The organism is Sphingobacterium ginsenosidimutans (assembly GCF_039536865.1).
Lineage (GTDB): Bacteria > Bacteroidota > Bacteroidia > Sphingobacteriales > Sphingobacteriaceae > Sphingobacterium > Sphingobacterium detergens.
The window spans coordinates 576,729-594,326 of record NZ_BAAAZK010000002.1 but is presented as its reverse complement, the minus strand read 5'-3'; the positions used below and the strand labels follow the sequence as shown (position 1 = coordinate 594,326).

Sequence of the window (17,598 nt, the reverse complement as noted above, 5' to 3'; positions counted from 1 at the left end):
ATTTTGCAAAATATTATGGAGAATAAAAAAGTAGCTTTTTATACACTTGGATGTAAACTGAATTATTCGGAGACATCATCCATAGGACGTTTATTTAAGGATGCGGGCTATGATACAACAGCGTTCAATAGCCGTGCGGACGTCTATGTAATCAATACATGTTCTGTAACGGACAATGCTGACAAGAAGTGTAGAAAAGTGGTCAAAGAAGCTTTAAAGCACTCTCCGAATGCCTATATTACCATTGTTGGTTGTTATGCTCAACTAAAACCAAAGGAGATCGCGGAGATTCCTGGTGTAGATATGGTATTGGGAGCTGCTGAGAAATTTAATATCATTGAACATATCAATGACCTGACCAAACAGGAAAAAACAATTGTTTATAACGGCCCGATTGATGAAACCAATCAATTTGTGTCGGCTTATTCCATAGGCGACCGTACGCGTACCTTTTTAAAAGTACAGGATGGATGTGACTATTCATGTACTTTCTGTACAATCCCTTTGGCACGTGGTGGAAGCCGCTCAGGAAAGATTGAAGAAATTGTCAAGCAAGCGGAAGAAATTGCTGCTTCGGGTGTAAAAGAAATCGTACTGACCGGGGTGAATATTGGGGATTTTGGTATTCGGGATGGTAAGCGTGAAGACCGCTTCCTGGATTTGGTAAAAGCACTGGATGAGGTGGATGGTATTGACCGAATACGTATATCTTCAATTGAACCTAATTTACTCTCCAATGACATCATCGAGTTTGTCGCACAATCCAAAAGATTTGTTCCGCATTTTCATATGCCATTACAGTCAGGAAGCAACAAGATTTTGGGTCTGATGCGCCGGAGGTATAAACGGGAATTGTATACAGAACGTGTGGAATTCATCAAGTCATTAATGCCGAACTGTTGTATAGGTGTTGACGTGATTGTTGGATTTCCTGGAGAAAAGCGTGAAGACTTTATAGACACCTATAATTTTCTGAACGATATGGATATTTCCTATTTGCACGTTTTTACCTATTCAGAACGTGAAAATACCATTGCTGCCCAAATGGAAGGAGCTGTACCCGGAGCACAACGTAGTGATAGAAGTAAGATGTTGCATATTCTTTCAGAGAAGAAACGTCGCGCTTTTTATGAATCACAGCTTGGAGCCCAAGGTGATGTCCTGTTCGAAGCAGATGAAAAAGACGGTTATATGCATGGTTTCTCCAAGAATTATGTCAAGGTGAGGACTTTGTATGATCCGTTATTGGTGAACGAGGTTGTACCAGTCAAATTTATGGAAGTAACAGATACGTGTGAAGTAGAAGTCGAGGAGGTTCCTGAAACATTAGCGCATTAATTTTTTAAGAATTATACATTCATAAAAAGGGCAATCTTCTATAAGATTGCCCTTTTTTACTAAAGAAAAGTTTCATTTCGAGATCTTTCGATCCTAAGTGTATGCTTTTGATTAGTGCGCACTGCTTTTTGCGGCATTTAACCAGATCACTGTACCTAAAATCAAAAGAACACCGATCCATTGTACCAACGAAACGGATTCATGTAATATAAAATAAGACATACAAGTAGCTACAGGTAATTCTGCAGAACTTAATATTCCACCTAAAGAGAAGCCCGTTTTTGGTAAACCATAAGCGAATAGCAATGGTGGAATGACGGTGCCAAATAAAGATAGGATCAGTCCAAAATGGAGAAAATTAGCATCAAATTGGCCATTAAATAAATAGTTCGGTGGAAATAACGTGAAAATCAAAATGCAGGAACCTGTTACCATGATTGCACTTTTTTGTATTGGATGGTAATCATTGCCCACACGGCCATTCACGATCATAAAAACCGAATAAGCGGTAGCTGCCAAGAACCCAAATAATAGACCTGTTAAGTTGAGATCCTCCAATCCCTTCTCAATGAGCCCTGTTGCCAATAATGTTGCAATCAATACGATACCAATACCGATCAAGTTGTTTTTTGATGGTTTTGTTTTGAAAAAGATAAATTCAATGACCACACCGATCCATATATATTGCATCAGTAGGACAATAGCAAGAGATGCCGGAACCAGCTGCACACATTTATAGTATAAGACACTCACGAGCCCCGTTGATGTACCACTGATCAATATTTTGACCCAAGATGATTTTTTAGTTGAAGATTGAAAGGATTTTCCAGAAAATAGTTTGATCACGATAAAGATAAGCCAAAGCATAAGCATGCCAAATAATACCTGAATCCCTGTTACCTCTCCCAAAGTAAGCCCCTGACCATATGCTTTTTTTACAAACGTTGATAGTATCCCAAAACTACTCGCACCTAAAAAGACGGCTAATGCACCTTTTAATTTTTCCATTCTCAAATAAATTAGGCGGCAAAGTTACGATTTCTGGACAATTCTTTTTCCGATCCTTCGTTCTTGGTAGGGAAAAAGGATAGATCCGCGGCTGTTGGGGATAGTTGAACTAAAAGCTTCAATGAAGATCAATCAATCCTAACTACTCAGTGCGTGGAAATAATCCTTTATGACGAATAGCTTATCAATAAAATAAGGAGAATGAATAAATTGTTTTTTAGGAAGGGGGTAAATAGGTTGTATATCAGGGGCAATTTATTTAAGTTTGTCTTACAGGAAAGTAAATCGAACATAATGATTGCTAAGTCTTATTTTATCTTCTGTTTAAGCGCACTACTATTCTTGAGCAGTTGTTCAACGAAGAAAAAGGTACTTACCTCCGGTTCACGTTCATCCAGTGGTTCGGTATTGACAGATGCAAGTTCGGCGCGGGGAAAAACCTTTTCGGGATCTCGTCTTGATAATTATGCTTCCTTACTGAATGTAAGTACGAAGAAGCTAAACGCACAGCTCTATTCATTTATCGATGACTGGATGGGGATACCGCATCGAATGGGTGGACAGACCAAAAGCGGAGTGGACTGTTCGGGTTTCGTTAATCTGTTATATATCGAAGTCTACAAAGGCAATCTTCCGCGGACATCACGAGATATGGAAGGCATTGTGAAAAGAAAGAAGCCTGAGAAATTGGAAGAAGGTGATTTGGTGTTTTTTTCTTTCGGTAAAAAAGGAATTGACCATGTGGGCGTATACTTACACAACAATAAATTTGTTCATGTCTCAACGCGCAAAGGGGTTATTATATCAGATCTGACGGATAGCTGGTACGCCAAAACTTTCGTTGATGCTGGTTCCCCAAAGATCTAAGCAGGTGAAATCCATGTAGGTTTTATGTCATATCTTGACATAAACTTTTATACCCTATATAAATCCTTATTTTTGTCAAAATTTTATAGAAATGACAATAAAGAGTAAAAAGATTTTTTTAGGCCTTTGTATTATTGTGCCATTTTTAATGTATTGTGTTTATTATTATAGCAATATGATTAAAAACGCACCCTTCCGTTTTGCTGATTTTGAATCCATTGAATTCAAATATGGTGAACCGAATCATATGGTCAATGAATACAATTCGAAAACGCGTATCTATAAATATTTAGACAAACAAGATTCATTAATTACGGATACTGTAAAGTTCACAAAAGATGATTTATTGTATTTGCACCGCAAAGCAATGGAATTAGGGTTTTGGAATTTAGATACCGATATGACAGGTCCAGAATGGAAAAAGGACTCCACAAATTCTAAAGTACCTCGTTTTTATCTGGAATATAATTACAAAGATAAATCAAAACGAGTCACTTTAGATGCGGACTTTGCAGGCAATCCACGAATGCATGATGCCGCCAAATCGATGATAGACGAAGTAAATCGTATGTTAGCGACTGCCCAAGCAAGATAATAACAATAATTATATTTATTGAAAGAAGGAGAGACCAAGCATTTGGTTTCTCCTTCTTTTTTCAACGCTTTTTCCGATTTAATGGGGTCCTTTATCGATAAGCCAAACTAATCAAATAATTTCGTGCCATTATAATCCTAAAATTGGAATGAAATGATGTCGGAAAACCTTATATCAAGTGGGTGACAAATTCATAATAAATAGTAGACTAACAGGGACTTGATACGGACCTCACTCGGACCTCATTCGTATAAACACGTATAAAGCCCGATTTAAATCCCTATTATATAAAAACTAATTAGGTATTATTTGTCAAGTTGATCACTCTTTGATACGCGTTTATATTTACGAATCCTTTATATTCAATTGATATTGTCTTAATGCTAATAGGGTACTTTAGCGGCAAAACTAACGTTCGATATGAAAACATTTATGGCATTGACCATTTCTTTGGCGCTGGCCCAGACAGTACAAGCACAAGAATTTGCAAAGGGAAAAGTTTTTCTAGATGTAAACAGAAATGGAAAACTAGATAAGAATGAGAAGGGGATACCATCTGTTTCGGTTAGTAACGGTCGCGAAGTTGTTGCCACAGATAAAGAAGGTAACTATAAATTACCAGTTGGAAATGATAATATCATTTTTGTTGTCAAACCTTCAGGATATGCAGTACCCGTAGATGAGAATAACCATCCAAAATTCTATTATATACACAAAGTCAATGGTAGCCCAGCATCAAAATATCCTGGTGTTACAGCAACGGGTAAAATCCCCGCCAGCGTGAACTTTGCTTTATATCAACAGGAAGAGCAGGCCAATTTTTCCGCTTTTGTCTTTGGTGACCCACAAGCATATACCGAGGAAGAACTGGGATTTTTTAAGGATGGCATCATCAACGAGATTGCGGACAAATCTGTCGCTAAATTCGGAATCAGTCTCGGAGATTTGGTCGGTGATGATTTGTCTCTTCAGCCAAAATACAAGTCGGTCATTTCTACGATGGGACTACCTTGGTATAATGTCATGGGAAATCACGACATGAACTATGATGCCAAAACCGACAGCCTTTCGGATGAGTCTTTTGAGCGAACTTTTGGTCCCAACAATTATTCCTTTAATTATGGGAATGCACACTTCATTGTGTTGGACAATATTATCTATCCCAATCCACGTACCGGAAAAGGATATCTCGGTGGTTTTCGGAAAGATCAATTGGATTTTGTTGAGAATGACTTAAAGCAGGTAGCTAAAGACAAATTGATTATCCTTTCGTTCCATATCCCATTATATCATGAAAACTCGAATGTGTTTCGCAATGAAGACAGACAGCGTCTTTTTGATATTTTAGCCCCTTTTGAGCATACACTTTCGCTTTCGGCACATACACATTTTCAACGTCAATATTTTTATGGACAGAAAGATGGTTGGAAACAGGAGCATGCGCACCACGAATATAATGTCGGAACCACATCAGGAGATTGGTATTCAGGCGAGTTGAATGACAAGGGAATTCCGGTTTCTACCATGCGGGATGGTACACCAAAGGGTTATGCCGTTTTGAAAATTGAAGGTAATCAATATAGTTTCGATTATAAAGTGGTAGGTAAGCCGGCAAGCTATCAGATCGATATTTATGGTGCTTCCGTAGTACCCGAAAAGTATACGAAAAGATATCCGATTTATGCAAACTTCTTCATTGGTAGAGAAGGGGATAAAGTGGCTTATCGAATTAACCAAGGAGATTGGAAAGAGATGGAATATGTGAATGAGAATGATCCGGCTTTCTTAAAGTCCCTAGCGAAATACGATACCGCCGAAAAGCTGATGACAACTCGCCGCCCATCTAATCCGGAAAAATCCAGCCATCTGTGGGTAACGAATTTGCCGAAACTTAAAACAGGGAAATATCAGATCGAAATTAGGGCAATAGATATGTTCAACAGAGAACATTTCGCGACGAAAAGTATTGTGGTGGAATAATTGAGTATTTACTATTCCAGGAAAGGTAATCTTCGGATTGCCTTTTCTTTTGGAAACACCACAGTATCCCTATTGCGATAGGGGTAAGAAATTAATCGAAAAACAATTCCAACAGGTTTGGCACACAATCTTATAGGGTTGGTTCAGTTGACGAACCAAAATTTATTTTAAGCGTATTGAAGTCTGATTTATTGGTAAAAGATGCGTATTAAATGATTTAAATAACTATTTGTCGAATTGTTTTAAGTTTAAAGTTAGCTTAAGATGGACTTAACATAGCAGTCCTATATTTGTGTAGAGTAATTTTTGATTCATAAAGAGTTAGGGTTAATGTGTAGATCTGTTGTGAAACACGTCTAAAAATTTAGTTTGTTTTTAAAGTGAAAAGGTAATCTCCCCGGATTACCTTTCACTGTTTTTATGGATAGCGCTTGTTACTGGCACTAATTCAATACACTGATTTTTTGTGTTCTTATAAATTGTCTAAAATCATCCGAAGCGGGATTTTCAAATATTTCGAGGTCAAAATATTTTGTGGCGGCAAACAGATGGTCAAAAACATCAGATACAATACCTTCATAATATTCCCAGCGTATATCATTGACAAAGAAGTAAAGTTCGATCGGTACCCCATGTTCGGTCGATGCCAACTGCCGGACCATTAAGGGCATGGCTTTATGGATATGGGGATTTTGACGGAGGTAGGTAAGTGCATAGGCGCGAAACATACCCAAATTGGTCATTTTCCTGCCATTAATTGGATTGGAAGGGTCAATCTGATGAATGCTGTTAAATTCATCTATTGTTCTTGCACGGTCTTCGATATAGGGACGGAGTATCTGTATATTCTTTAATCCTTCGATCTCTTCATTAGCTAAAAAACGGATCGTGGAAATTTTAATATTTATAGCTCTTTTTAGGCGCCTTCCTCCAGATTGCTGCATGCCCCTATAATTCTTAAAGGAATCCGATAATAAGGTATGTGTTGGGATTGTTGTGATGGTCTTATCGAAGTTCTGCACTTTAACATTGTTGAGATTGATTTCCTTTACGGTCCCGTCGGCTCCGTATTTAGGCATTTCTATCCAGTCACCTACACGTATTGAATCATTGGCCGAGACCTGTATACTGGCGACAAAGCCTAAGATGGTGTCTTTGAAGACCAACATCAGGATCGCTGAGGCTGCGCCCAGTGATAAAAGAAATGACCAGGGAGAACTACCTGTCAAGATCGAAAAACAGATGGTACCACCGATAAAGAGCATGATGATCTGGCAGACTTGTAAATAGCTTTCTAATGGTTTGTCCGCAAAGGATTTTTTTGTTCGTAATATATCCCGAATACTTTTTAACAAGGAGTGTACAATCAGTAAACTGACAACCGTAGTGGCAATCGCCAGCAATTTGTTGATGTTTTCTTTCCAATTCGGGAAACCCATGAAAATAACGGGTATGATATACTGTGCGACCAATATGGGGACAAAATGGGCAACCAGTTTTAACGTTTTATTCCGAATCAATAAGTCATCAAATCGGTTGGTGCTTCTTCGGATGGCTTTGATAGTTAATAATAAGAGTGTTTTTTTGCTGAAATAATCAACAATGATCAAAAATAAGACAACCAACAACAATAAAATAATTGAGTTGATAAAATGATTGGTTTGGTTATCCAAACCAAGATTTTTAATCCATTGAAAAGTCCAGTTATAAATTTGGGATTGAGAATCCTTCAACAATTCTGTTGTTGTGTTTTGCATCCTGCAAATATACAAAAAGCCGCATTTGCGGCTTTTTGTTATTTTTAATTTTGCGATTCACGCTCATGTTTATGTCTAAAGAATACTGCGAAGAGAATTGCTATAATTAGCGTGTAGATGGCAAAGGCAAGCCAGATGTTATGCCAGTCTCTGAGCATCAAATTCTTACTTAATATCCCATCAGATAATAAGGAGATTTTTTCCCCCTTCAAAAAATGTAGAAAATGTACATCGTTGATATTCGTGTCCAGGTATTGGGCAAGATCTTGTCCACTCTGAAAGCTTTTGGTAAAATAATGATCGATAATCCACCCTGAAGCGTAACTGCCAAACACTGCACCAAAACCATTAGTCATCATCATAAATAAGCCCTGGGCAGAACTACGTATGCTTGAAGTCGTAGATGTCTCTACAAATAGGGAACCCGAGATATTGAAAAAGTCAAATGCCATTCCGTAGACGATACAAGAAAGTACAATCATCCATAAGCCTCCTGCCGGATCCCCGAACGAGAATAAGCCGAAGCGCAAGACCCAAGCAAACATAGAGATCAACATGACTTTCTTAATACCAAATCTTTTTAAAAAGAATGGTATGGCCAAAATGAACAATGTTTCGGAGAATTGCGAGATGGACATAATGATTGTCGAACGTTTTACTACTATTGACTCAGCATATTTAGGGAAAAATTTAAATTCGTCCAAAAATACATCTCCATAGGCATTGGTTAATTGTAAAGCCGCGCCTAAGAACATGGAGAAAACGAAGAACAACGCCATCTTATAGCTTTTAAATAATTTAAAAGCTTCTAGCCCCAGCAATTGCGTCCAAGAGGCATTTTCCTGCTGGAGTCTTTTAGGTGGGCATTTGGGTAAAGTCAGTGCATATAGACTTAAAGAGAGGGCGGCTGTTCCGGCAATATAAAATTGGTAGCCCGTCGCTTTATTGCCTGTAAGATTTGTAATCCACATGGCAACGATAAATCCGAGAGTCCCGAAAACACGGATCGGAGGGAATGCTTTGACCAGATCGTAGTTGTTTTCATTCAACGCCGTATAAGCGATTGAGTTGGATAGGGCCAATGTAGGCATGTAGAAACACATGGCCGCGAGCATCACATAAAAAAAGGTGTTAGGATCATTTACCTGCGGTAAATAGAAAAGAACGGCAGCATAACATAAATGCAGTATGAAATATAGTCTTTCAGCATTTATCCAGCGGTCTGCAATGATCCCCATTAATGTTGGCATAAATAGCGAAGCTATTCCCATTGTCGCGAAGATAGCGCCGAATTGTGTGCCATCCCATTGCTTTGTGCCAAACCAATAGTTAGCTATTGTAATCAACCATGCTCCCCAGACAAAAAACTGAAAGAAGCTCATAATGGTCAATCTTAATTTAATAGACATAAAACGATATTATTTAGAGTTTTTGTTTCGCTTTAGAGAGAGGAGTTATTTTCTTTTGGAAATTTCATCCCTAATCAACGCTGCTTGCTCGTAATTCTCTTCCGTTAATGCTTGGTTGAGTGCTTGCTCCAATTGTTCGTCTGTGAACGAAGAAAAAGGGTTGTTAGGGGATTTGGAAGGAGTCTTTTCTTCGACCTCAACCATATTGGGATCTTGTACTTTGTTGGCTTTGTCCAAATTTTCCAAAAATGCGAATTCATGTCCCTCAATAATGATTCCCGCAGATGACATGATAAATTCATAGGCGTAAATTGGTGCTTCAAATCGAACGGCCAGCGCAACGGCATCGGAGGTTCGTGCATCAATTTCAACCATCTTGTTGCCGTCAGAACAAATAATCTTCGCATAAAAAATACCCTCAATCAAGTTATAGATAAGTACCTCAACGAGTTTAATACCAAAAGATTCCGCGAAAGATTGAAATAGGTCATGCGTAAGGGGGCGGCTTGGAATCATTTTTTCTATCCGAATAGCAATAGCTTGGGCTTCATGGCTACCAATAATGATGGGCAATCTTCTGTTGCCCTCCACTTCTCCCAATACCAGGGCATAAGCCCCAGACTGTGTTTGACTATAGGATAAACCAACTATATCTAATCTGATTTTCTTCATTTTAATTCCAAAGCGGTGTACAAACTTAGATAAATTTGCTTTTATATGCAATTATAATTACGTTCTGTGTGAAACAAATTTATCGATTTCTCCTTAGTAATTAAGACCTTTTCGAATGTGGAGAGTGCAAATTTTTAAAGGCAAAACGAAAACTCCCCATTCACTTTTTTATGAATGGGGAGGAAAATATGGTATAAAAAGCTTAACTACCTTTGTAAGCTTTTAATGCTTGTGTCAATTTGGGTACAATATCAAATGCATCACCAACAATACCATAATCAGCAACTTTGAAGAATGGCGCTTCGGGATCCTTGTTGATGACAACAATAGTTTTCGATGAGCTGACCCCAGCCAAGTGTTGGATAGCACCTGAGATACCAATTGCGATGTAGAGATTAGGACTCACAACAATGCCCGTTTGGCCAACGTGTTCAGAATGGGGGCGCCATCCTGCATCAGAAACAGGTTTTGAACATGCTGTGGCGGCACCAAGGACATCTGCTAACTCTTCGATCATTCCCCAGTTTTCAGGACCCTTTAGTCCACGGCCTGCGGAGACAACGATTTCTGCCTCAGGTAATGAGACTTTATCTGTCGCACGTACAATCTCCTTGACGATTGTAGAGAAGTCTGCTTGGGCAATATTTGCCGTAAATGATTCAACTACAGCAGTGCCTCCGGTTTCCTTGGTCTCGTAAGCATTGGGACTAAGGGCAATGACCTTGGTTGCTGTGGTCAATTCTACTGTGGCAAATGCTTTATTTGAAAATGCGGTCTTTTTAACAGTTAATTTTTCGCCTTCGATAGTTGGTAAGGAAAGCGCGCCATCCGCAAGTGCAGCATGGAGTTTTGCAGCAATCCGGGGAGCAAGTCCTTTACCTGAGAATGAATTGGAAAGTACAAGCAGATTAGCTCCTATGCTTTTGACAGCCTCAGCGATAATGCTTGCATAAGCCTGATTGACGAAAGAGGAGAGTTGCTCATTATTGACGCTGAGTACTTTGGAAGCACCATAGTTGCCCAGTGCAGCAAGTTCATCCTGCGCAACATTACCAATGGAAATGGCAACAAGATCAGTGTTTGTATTATCAGCGATGGCTTTCGCATAAGAAACTACTTCAAAAGCGGACTTCTTGAATTTGCCATCGGTATTTTCTACATATACTAGTATTGACATAGTTTTTTCGGAATTTAATGATTAAATAACTTTGGCCTCATCATGTAATAGAGCAACCAATTTCTCAACTTCTGCAGCATCAACGAGTTTTACAGTGCCGCGTGGAGCTGGAGTCTCATAATTAACAATGTGGGAAAGTGTATCAACTGCGGATGGTTCCAGCACATCCAATGGTTTGGTACGTGCACTCATAATACCACGCATATTGGGTATTTTAGGCTCGGCTACTCCTTCCGCTGTGCCAATAACAATGGGAAGTTTAGACGTTACGACTTCTTTTCCACCTTCTATTTCACGTTCAATACTGACGGAATCAGCAGCGATATCAACCTTTTTGGCGATTGATACCGATGGTATATTCAGCAATTCGGCAACTATTGCACCGACCTGAGCACCATTATAATCGATGGATTCCCGTCCGGTTAAAATCAGATCAAAAGCATTGTCCTTTGCGTAATTTGCGATTTGATTAGCCACAAACCAGGCATCTCTGGGAATAGCATTAATACGTACTGCATTGTCTGCGCCTATAGCCAATGCTTTGCGAATGGTCGCATCGGTGGATGCATCTCCAACATTGATGACAGTCACTGTTCCTTTTCCTCCTTCAGCCAATTCAACTGCCTTCGAAAGGGCAATCTCATCATAAGGGTTTATAATAAACTGCACCCCAGCTGTATTAAAGGCAGTGTTGTCATTTGTAAAAGTGATCTTCGATGTAGTGTCAGGGACATTACTTATACAAACTAATATTTTCATATACGATTGGTTTTACCCAAACTTACCATATTTTCTATCAAATAAAAAGCCCCGACCCGCTTAAAATTTTGTCTCAGGGTTCACTTGCGCTGTTGTGTTATTTTTAATTTGTATTGCTTATGTCTTGTTATTTTTGCTGTATTTTGAATTTTTTGGCTTTTTTTGTTTGTATTTGTTAAGTTTTGATAGTTTCAGTATTCTTTTTTTTAATGAAGATCATGCGTCAGTATAATGTCATTTTATATGCTAGCATAGTATTTTTGCTTCGACGAATTGCTCAGCCTATTGCATTTAATGTTCAAGTGCTTGGAGCAAATTAGCATGTAACATTGTTATTTGTTTGATGAAGTTGAAAAGTTAGCAGTTTTTTATGATGGCCTTCATCGGGGTACTATTATGAGAGTATGAAGCAACTATGATTTAGATTTTATTGCTGGGATATATAGGAGATTTAGAACACTAAATTGAATTCACTTGATCATTACGAGAGAAGTGTACCGAATGGGTTGATTTACGGCACAGCAGCTAGGAGGGAATTAAAACAATTGTTTACAGATAAACGCAATTTTAGTTAAATTTGAAATAAAAAAGATATGTCAACACGATTGGATCAACTCAACGAATTTTTGAAAGAGAGCCCCGAAGATCCTTTTTTAAAATACGCCATTGCTGCGGAGTATCTGAAGCTGAATGACGAGCAAGAAGCTTTGGCCAGATTTGAAAAGCTGATAGAAAACCATCCCGACTATGTGGGAACATATTATCATCTGGGAAAATTATATGAAAAACTGGACAAACAGGAACCTGCAATTACAACCTATAAAAATGGAATTGAAATTGCGCGTAAAAGCCGTAATTTCCATGCATTGGGAGAGTTACAGGGAGCTTTGTCATTTTTAGTAGAGGATGACGATGATGATTTTTAATCCATTCTAAATTTTTGGTATCTAATTTGTTATGAATTTTAAGGGTGTAACTATTAGATGCTGATTTTTTGAATTTGGAATGAGATGAAAAGGTTTATTTGGACAGTGGGATTGTTGGTAATGATTGTATTGGGGGGATGTGATAATCCCAAACAGAGTGTGGCTGCCTATAAAGATAATTTGCAAGAATTAAAGGGAAGAGACAGAGCGGAAATCGTGATTGGAGAATATAAAGGGGTGATGCCCTGTGCCGACTGCGATGGCATTGAAACATTGATATCATTACACAAAGACAACTCCTATAAATATTCGTCCAAATATCTGAACAAAAGTGATGATGTTTTTGTGCGTGAAGGAAAATGGAAATTGGATGGAAACATTATTACACTGGACGGCGTTGATTACAAATTCAAATTAGGTAACCATTTCTTAAGCCAGCTGGATCTATCGGGTAATGATATTACAGGAGATATCTCCAAATACTATGTGCTGACGAAAAACTGAAATTTATTGAACGATATAATACCTACATAGAAAAAAACCGAAGAGAATTCTCTTCGGTTTTTTTGTTTAGTAGTCCTTATTGCTATTTATTTTTGGTACAAAGTTCTTTTAAGGTTGACACGACAAAATCCACTTCTTCTTTTGTGTTGTTTTTGCAAAAGGAGAATCTGACCGATGGACGGTCTGAATTTGTTTTAATAGCTCCCAATACGTGAGACCCAATATCTGTTCCTGAACTACAGGCGCTTCCTCCGGAACAGGATATGCCCGAAATGTCCAGATTGAATAGCAACATGTCAGCAAGGTCACTACAAGGGAAGGATACGTTTAGTACCGTATATAGTGATTTACTGGGCTCGATAACACCATTGAAATCAATATCTGGAATCGCTTTTTGCAGCTCTTCAATCATATACGATTTAAGTGCTTGGATATAAGCTTGATGTTCTTCCATATGCTCATAGGCAAGCTCTAAAGCTTTGGCTAGTCCCGCTATCCCATAAACATTCTCAGTTCCGCCACGCATATTCCGCTCCTGAGCTCCACCATAAATCAAAGGTTTAATTTTATTATTTGCATTGATATAGAGAAAACCTACACCTTTTGGTCCGTGAAACTTGTGCGCTGCACCTGTAATGAAATCGATTTTAAGATGACCTAAATCATGCGGATAATGGCCCATGGTCTGCACGGTATCCGAGTGAAATATCGCGTTGTATTGTTGGCATAATTCCGATATACGTTGGATATCATTCAGATTGCCAATTTCATTATTGGCGTGCATAATGGAAACAAAGGTACGGGGATTGCTACTTAAAAGCTCCTCCAGTTGATTCAGGTCCAGATTTCCCTTGTTGTCCACATGAAGCAGATCAAGATGAACTTTTCCCTGTTTTTCAAGCTCCTCCAACGTATGTAGAACGGCATGGTGCTCTATCGGTGAGGTAATTGCATGTGTGATGCCAAAGTCCGTGATCGAACGTACGATAGCCATATTATCGGCTTCGGTTCCACCCGAGGTAAAGAAAATTTCTGCCGGAGATACATGGAGTAGGTTGGCGATTGTTTTCCGGGCTTTTTCTACTATTGTTTTTACTTGTCTTCCGTGACTATGGATAGAAGATGGATTTCCAAAATTGTTATCCATGACATCTAACATTACTTTTATAACTTCAGGATCTAAGGCTGTAGTCGCAGCATTGTCGAAATATACTTGCATGATGCAAAATTACAAATATCAAAAGTAAATCAAATGCATTAAATGACTTATTTTCATCATAATTTAGTCGTTTTTTTCCATTGGAGGGCTGAATGGGGATGGAGAGCTTTTCGATTGAAATCAGAAGACCTAAAAAAGTAAAAGTGGATCCGTTGTGAATAGGATCTTTGCTATGGAATTGTTGGGGGAATATGAGGGGAATAGGGGCAAACTTGTTGTATCGAGGTTGAAGTGTACCCCAAAGGTTTTTGATTTAACTTTTGGGGTTCACCAACTATGCCAAAACAGACATTTGAGTAAAGGAACTAGCTGTTATAGTAAACGAGGATCGCGTTTGCGTACAATTATTATAAGAAATCCACCCAGAGCGATTGCTAGACCAAGATATGCAGCGATGTCACCTACTTTGGTGTATGTTGTAATCTCTTCGCTCAGATTGATCTCCTGATTCAATGCTGCTGGCTCCCACCATTTTGTCTGTTGTACGATATCACCACGTTGATTGATAAAACCAGAAATTCCGGTATTCGCCGATCGGGCAACCCAGCGTCGATTTTCGATGGCCCTTAATTTTGCATATTGCAGATGTTGGTCTTTTCCAGAAGTATTACCCCACCAGCCATCATTGGTGATAATCGCAATAAACTGTGCTCCTTTTTTAACATATTTCGCCACATAATCCCCCCAGATTGATTCATAACAGATGACAGGAGCAGCGCCAATACCACTTTGTGCATAGAAAACCGAAGGTTCTGCTTGTTTTCCATAACCACCTGTCGTACCACCAAAAGCTTTAAACAAGGGTTTTAAAAAATTCATCGCAGCACCAAAGGGCATCTGTTCTACGCCAGGAACCAATTTAGATTTATGGTAAAATTGCAGCTTGGATGAGTAATCGATCAATGTTGCTGCATTAAAATTATCCTGGTAGATATTCGGGGCAATTTCACGTGCAGTTGCTGTCTTTGCATAATTGTATAATTGATAACTCTCTATACCCGATAAGACATTGCCATTTTTGTATTGATCCAAAAATTTTAGAATCCGTTGATAGGAATACGTTTCTCGCAGGTTTTCTTCATCAAAATCACCATTTTGGGAAAGGGCAGTTTCAGGCCAGATAAAAAATTCCGTATTGGGTTTGGCTACTGAACTCGACAGTGAAAACAAGGTGTTTAACTGCTCCTCGGGGCTGATCTGAAACTTGATGTAAGGGTTCACATTGGGCTGCACCACTACCACCTGGGCTGGGTTTTGGTGTTCCTCGTAATTGAAATAGCGAACCAATGAATAGACGGTTGGAACACATAAGACCAGCACTAGACAAAGAATGGGAACTATCCGATTTTTGAGTTGGTAGATACCTTTTCGATTGAGATAGAGCACAAAAACCAAGATATTGACCAACCAGATCCATATTGATCCACCGTATACACCAGTGATGTCGTACCATTGAATCAATTGATGAAAATTAGCAAAGCCGTTTCCTAAGGTCATCCATGGAAATGCAAGATCCCAGGTAGCATGAAGAAATTCATAACTGATCCAAAATCCCATTAATCCAAAAAGAGATAACAACAGCGAAGTCTTACGTCTTAATCGATAGTATAAGTTGAATGCAATGGCCATTAATGCCGCGCCCAGACAGAAAGGGATCAAACTGATCAAAATCGCGGCAAAAGGAGGCATAACTGCAGAGATGGAATTGTATACCCAATAAATGGATGCGGTGTTCCAGATGACTGCTGTCAGACCTGCCGTTAGAAAGATCTTTTTACCTTTCTTTTTAATTGTATCATTACGGATGATATTTTCCAGCGCAATCAATAAGGGTAAAAAGCCGATAAAAAGCAATACGCTGGAATAGGGGATGGGGGGCCAAGCCAACCACAATAAAAAGGCACTTAAAAGTGCCAATAAATAGTTGTTCTTCACAATATCCACTTATTTTTATAAACTGGATAAAACTTCTCTTTTCTTTTGTTCGTATTCATCTTGTGTGATGAGTTGCTTGTCAAAGAGTGTTTTTAGTTTTTTTAGCTTTAAGGTAATTTCATCCTCCTCTTCTTCGACAACCGGAGTCACAGGGGCGGAAACAGGTGGCGCTGGTGGAACTACTGGTGCCGAGAAAACAGGTTGTGCTACTGGCGCAGGAGGTGTAACGACCGGTGCTGCTGTCGAAACTGGTGCCGGAGTCGGCTGATTGTCTTCAACCTTCTCAACGATAACCTCCCGAGGGCTGCTCGGGGTGATTACGATCTTCTCCTTTTCAGCGGCTAGCTCTGCTTTTTTATAATTTTCAAGAGCAGCTTTAATATATTGGTAGAGTTTTCTGGCTTGAACTTTTGGAATGTAGTCAATACTTAAGTTTTCTCCAGTAAAAGGAATGACAGTGACCTTTGAACCAAAGATCTCTTCTTTGAAGGCAATATCTTTAATATCCTGCCATCCAAAAATCTCAAAATCAGTCGCTAAGCCCAATTTGGTGAATTCACACATAAAAATGCGCTTATTACTAATGGTGATACTGTCAGGTAAAATTGTCACCGCAGGCTTTTTCTGTACTGCGATATAATCTATTTTTTCTCCTGGAGTAAGCATGTCCTGGACTTTAGTAATCAATTTTTCAATGATTTTTATATCCTGTCCATCTTGTGCAAATTGTTCCATGTTCATGTCAAATACGTTTTATTAATCAAAGATTGTCAAAATTTATTCCAATCCACCTACACAAAATACAAATTCTCCTTTAATTGGATTGTTTTCAAAGTGTAATTTTAAATCAGTTAATGTTCCGCGAACATTTTCCTCATATAACTTGCTCAATTCTCTAGAAATTGAAGCTTGTCGCTCGGCACCGAAGACAGTAATAAACTCTTCGATTGTCTTGAGTATGCGGTGAGGTGATTCGTAGAAAATCATTGTTCTCTTTTCTTCAGCTAAAGCCTTGAGACGAGTTTGGCGTCCTTTTTTAACAGGTAGAAATCCTTCAAAACAGAAACGGTCATTTGGTAAACCTGAGTTTACAAGGGCCGGTACAAAAGCGGTGGCGCCGGGTAGACATTGCACTTCCAATCCTTCTTTAAGAGCAGCCCGCACCAATAAAAAACCGGGATCAGAGATCGCTGGTGTCCCCGCATCTGAAATAAGGGCGATATTTTGTCCTTCTTTCAGAAACTTTATGATTTCGGAAACTGCTTTGTGCTCATTATGCTGATGATGTGCAAATACCTTTTTATCGATGCCAAAATGCTTTAAAAGGGGAGCACTTGTTCTTGTATCCTCTGCTAAGATGATGTCTACTTCTTTCAGAATATTGACTGCACGAAAGGTCATGTCTTCCAGATTGCCAATAGGTGTTGGAACTAAATATAACATGGTCAAAGT

16 protein-coding genes are annotated in these 17,598 nt (G+C 38.9%); 6 read left to right on the top strand and 10 right to left on the bottom strand.

All coding sequences use genetic code 11. The features are described from left to right. Window positions 1–15: 15 nt before the first annotated feature. Window positions 16–1,338 carry a tRNA (N(6)-L-threonylcarbamoyladenosine(37)-C(2))-methylthiotransferase MtaB gene (gene mtaB / locus ABFX33_RS02360; protein ID WP_346084063.1) on the top strand — a complete coding sequence of 441 codons (1,323 nt, stop codon included), beginning with the start codon at window positions 16–18 and terminating at the stop codon, window positions 1,336–1,338. 111 nt (window positions 1,339–1,449) lie between these two features. Here the strand turns inward: mtaB and ABFX33_RS02355 are convergent, their stop codons facing one another. Beyond that, complete coding sequence (locus ABFX33_RS02355) at window positions 1,450–2,346, bottom strand: EamA family transporter (protein ID WP_346084062.1); 897 nt, start codon at window positions 2,344–2,346, stop codon at window positions 1,450–1,452. A gap of 201 nt (window positions 2,347–2,547) precedes the next feature. Between ABFX33_RS02355 and ABFX33_RS02350 the strand changes: the two genes are divergently transcribed. From ABFX33_RS02350 to ABFX33_RS02340, 3 genes are all read left to right on the top strand, one after another. Beyond that, window positions 2,548–3,213: a C40 family peptidase gene (locus tag ABFX33_RS02350; RefSeq protein WP_346084061.1), complete on the top strand. Its 666-nt coding sequence runs from the start codon at window positions 2,548–2,550 to the stop codon at window positions 3,211–3,213. A 175-nt stretch (window positions 3,214–3,388) separates the two neighbouring features. Next, a complete protein-coding gene (locus tag ABFX33_RS02345) occupies window positions 3,389–3,808 on the top strand; it encodes a hypothetical protein (protein ID WP_120260009.1) in 420 nt (139 codons plus the stop codon). A gap of 420 nt (window positions 3,809–4,228) precedes the next feature. Further along, window positions 4,229–5,788 (top strand): calcineurin-like phosphoesterase C-terminal domain-containing protein, encoded by a 1,560-nt coding sequence (locus tag ABFX33_RS02340; RefSeq protein WP_346084059.1) that lies wholly within the window; start codon window positions 4,229–4,231, stop codon window positions 5,786–5,788. Window positions 5,789–6,231: 443 nt separating this feature from the next. On the opposite strand, the gene ABFX33_RS02335 is transcribed toward ABFX33_RS02340, so the two are convergent. From ABFX33_RS02335 to ABFX33_RS02315, 5 genes are all read right to left on the bottom strand, one after another. Beyond that, window positions 6,232–7,545: a mechanosensitive ion channel family protein gene (locus tag ABFX33_RS02335; protein WP_346084057.1), complete on the bottom strand. Its 1,314-nt coding sequence runs from the start codon at window positions 7,543–7,545 to the stop codon at window positions 6,232–6,234. A 44-nt stretch (window positions 7,546–7,589) separates the two neighbouring features. After that, on the bottom strand, window positions 7,590–8,954 hold the full coding sequence (locus tag ABFX33_RS02330; protein ID WP_346084056.1) for a nucleoside permease: 1,365 nt from the start codon (window positions 8,952–8,954) through the stop codon (window positions 7,590–7,592). A 45-nt stretch (window positions 8,955–8,999) separates the two neighbouring features. Continuing rightward, window positions 9,000–9,626, bottom strand: a complete 627-nt coding sequence (locus ABFX33_RS02325) for a bifunctional nuclease family protein (RefSeq protein WP_346084054.1) — start codon at window positions 9,624–9,626, stop codon at window positions 9,000–9,002. A 202-nt stretch (window positions 9,627–9,828) separates the two neighbouring features. Next, window positions 9,829–10,803 (bottom strand): electron transfer flavoprotein subunit alpha/FixB family protein, encoded by a 975-nt coding sequence (locus ABFX33_RS02320; RefSeq protein ID WP_346084052.1) that lies wholly within the window; start codon window positions 10,801–10,803, stop codon window positions 9,829–9,831. A 21-nt stretch (window positions 10,804–10,824) separates the two neighbouring features. Beyond that, on the bottom strand, window positions 10,825–11,562 hold the full coding sequence (locus ABFX33_RS02315) for an electron transfer flavoprotein subunit beta/FixA family protein (RefSeq protein ID WP_257093023.1): 738 nt from the start codon (window positions 11,560–11,562) through the stop codon (window positions 10,825–10,827). Window positions 11,563–12,155: 593 nt separating this feature from the next. Here ABFX33_RS02315 and ABFX33_RS02310 point away from each other — a divergent pair. Continuing rightward, a complete protein-coding gene (locus ABFX33_RS02310; RefSeq protein WP_346084051.1) occupies window positions 12,156–12,488 on the top strand; it encodes a tetratricopeptide repeat protein in 333 nt (110 codons plus the stop codon). 84 nt (window positions 12,489–12,572) lie between these two features. After that, window positions 12,573–12,992 carry a copper resistance protein NlpE gene (locus ABFX33_RS02305; RefSeq protein ID WP_120259618.1) on the top strand — a complete coding sequence of 140 codons (420 nt, stop codon included), beginning with the start codon at window positions 12,573–12,575 and terminating at the stop codon, window positions 12,990–12,992. An 82-nt stretch (window positions 12,993–13,074) separates the two neighbouring features. Here the strand turns inward: ABFX33_RS02305 and ABFX33_RS02300 are convergent, their stop codons facing one another. The 4 genes from ABFX33_RS02300 to rsmI all read right to left on the bottom strand — a co-directional run bounded on the left by ABFX33_RS02300 (window position 13,075) and on the right by rsmI (window position 17,589). Beyond that, the gene (locus ABFX33_RS02300) at window positions 13,075–14,211 is read right to left on the bottom strand and encodes a cysteine desulfurase family protein (protein WP_346084049.1); all 1,137 of its coding nucleotides are present in this window, start codon (window positions 14,209–14,211) and stop codon (window positions 13,075–13,077) included. 312 nt (window positions 14,212–14,523) lie between these two features. Beyond that, the gene (gene lnt, locus ABFX33_RS02295) at window positions 14,524–16,146 is read right to left on the bottom strand and encodes an apolipoprotein N-acyltransferase (RefSeq protein WP_346084048.1); all 1,623 of its coding nucleotides are present in this window, start codon (window positions 16,144–16,146) and stop codon (window positions 14,524–14,526) included. A gap of 15 nt (window positions 16,147–16,161) precedes the next feature. Then, window positions 16,162–16,887 (bottom strand): PH domain-containing protein, encoded by a 726-nt coding sequence (locus ABFX33_RS02290; RefSeq protein ID WP_346084046.1) that lies wholly within the window; start codon window positions 16,885–16,887, stop codon window positions 16,162–16,164. Between the two features lie 36 nt (window positions 16,888–16,923). Then, entirely contained in the window at window positions 16,924–17,589 is a 666-nt protein-coding gene (rsmI, locus tag ABFX33_RS02285) for a 16S rRNA (cytidine(1402)-2'-O)-methyltransferase (RefSeq protein WP_120259621.1), read from the bottom strand. Window positions 17,590–17,598 lie beyond the last annotated feature (9 nt).

Coding starts and splice junctions, on each gene's coding strand:
- ABFX33_RS02305 (WP_120259618.1), top strand. CDS start 12,573: ATGAAAAGGTTTATTTGGACAGTGGGATTGTTGGTAATGATTGTATTG.
- ABFX33_RS02350 (WP_346084061.1), top strand. CDS start 2,548: ATGAATAAATTGTTTTTTAGGAAGGGGGTAAATAGGTTGTATATCAGG.
- ABFX33_RS02355 (WP_346084062.1), bottom strand. CDS start 2,346: ATGGAAAAATTAAAAGGTGCATTAGCCGTCTTTTTAGGTGCGAGTAGT.
- ABFX33_RS02310 (WP_346084051.1), top strand. CDS start 12,156: ATGTCAACACGATTGGATCAACTCAACGAATTTTTGAAAGAGAGCCCC.
- ABFX33_RS02345 (WP_120260009.1), top strand. CDS start 3,389: ATGATTAAAAACGCACCCTTCCGTTTTGCTGATTTTGAATCCATTGAA.
- mtaB (WP_346084063.1), top strand. CDS start 16: ATGGAGAATAAAAAAGTAGCTTTTTATACACTTGGATGTAAACTGAAT.
- ABFX33_RS02335 (WP_346084057.1), bottom strand. CDS start 7,545: ATGCAAAACACAACAACAGAATTGTTGAAGGATTCTCAATCCCAAATT.
- ABFX33_RS02320 (WP_346084052.1), bottom strand. CDS start 10,803: ATGTCAATACTAGTATATGTAGAAAATACCGATGGCAAATTCAAGAAG.
- rsmI (WP_120259621.1), bottom strand. CDS start 17,589: ATGTTATATTTAGTTCCAACACCTATTGGCAATCTGGAAGACATGACC.
- ABFX33_RS02300 (WP_346084049.1), bottom strand. CDS start 14,211: ATGCAAGTATATTTCGACAATGCTGCGACTACAGCCTTAGATCCTGAA.
- ABFX33_RS02330 (WP_346084056.1), bottom strand. CDS start 8,954: ATGTCTATTAAATTAAGATTGACCATTATGAGCTTCTTTCAGTTTTTT.
- ABFX33_RS02290 (WP_346084046.1), bottom strand. CDS start 16,887: ATGAACATGGAACAATTTGCACAAGATGGACAGGATATAAAAATCATT.
- ABFX33_RS02325 (WP_346084054.1), bottom strand. CDS start 9,626: ATGAAGAAAATCAGATTAGATATAGTTGGTTTATCCTATAGTCAAACA.
- ABFX33_RS02315 (WP_257093023.1), bottom strand. CDS start 11,562: ATGAAAATATTAGTTTGTATAAGTAATGTCCCTGACACTACATCGAAG.
- ABFX33_RS02340 (WP_346084059.1), top strand. CDS start 4,229: ATGAAAACATTTATGGCATTGACCATTTCTTTGGCGCTGGCCCAGACA.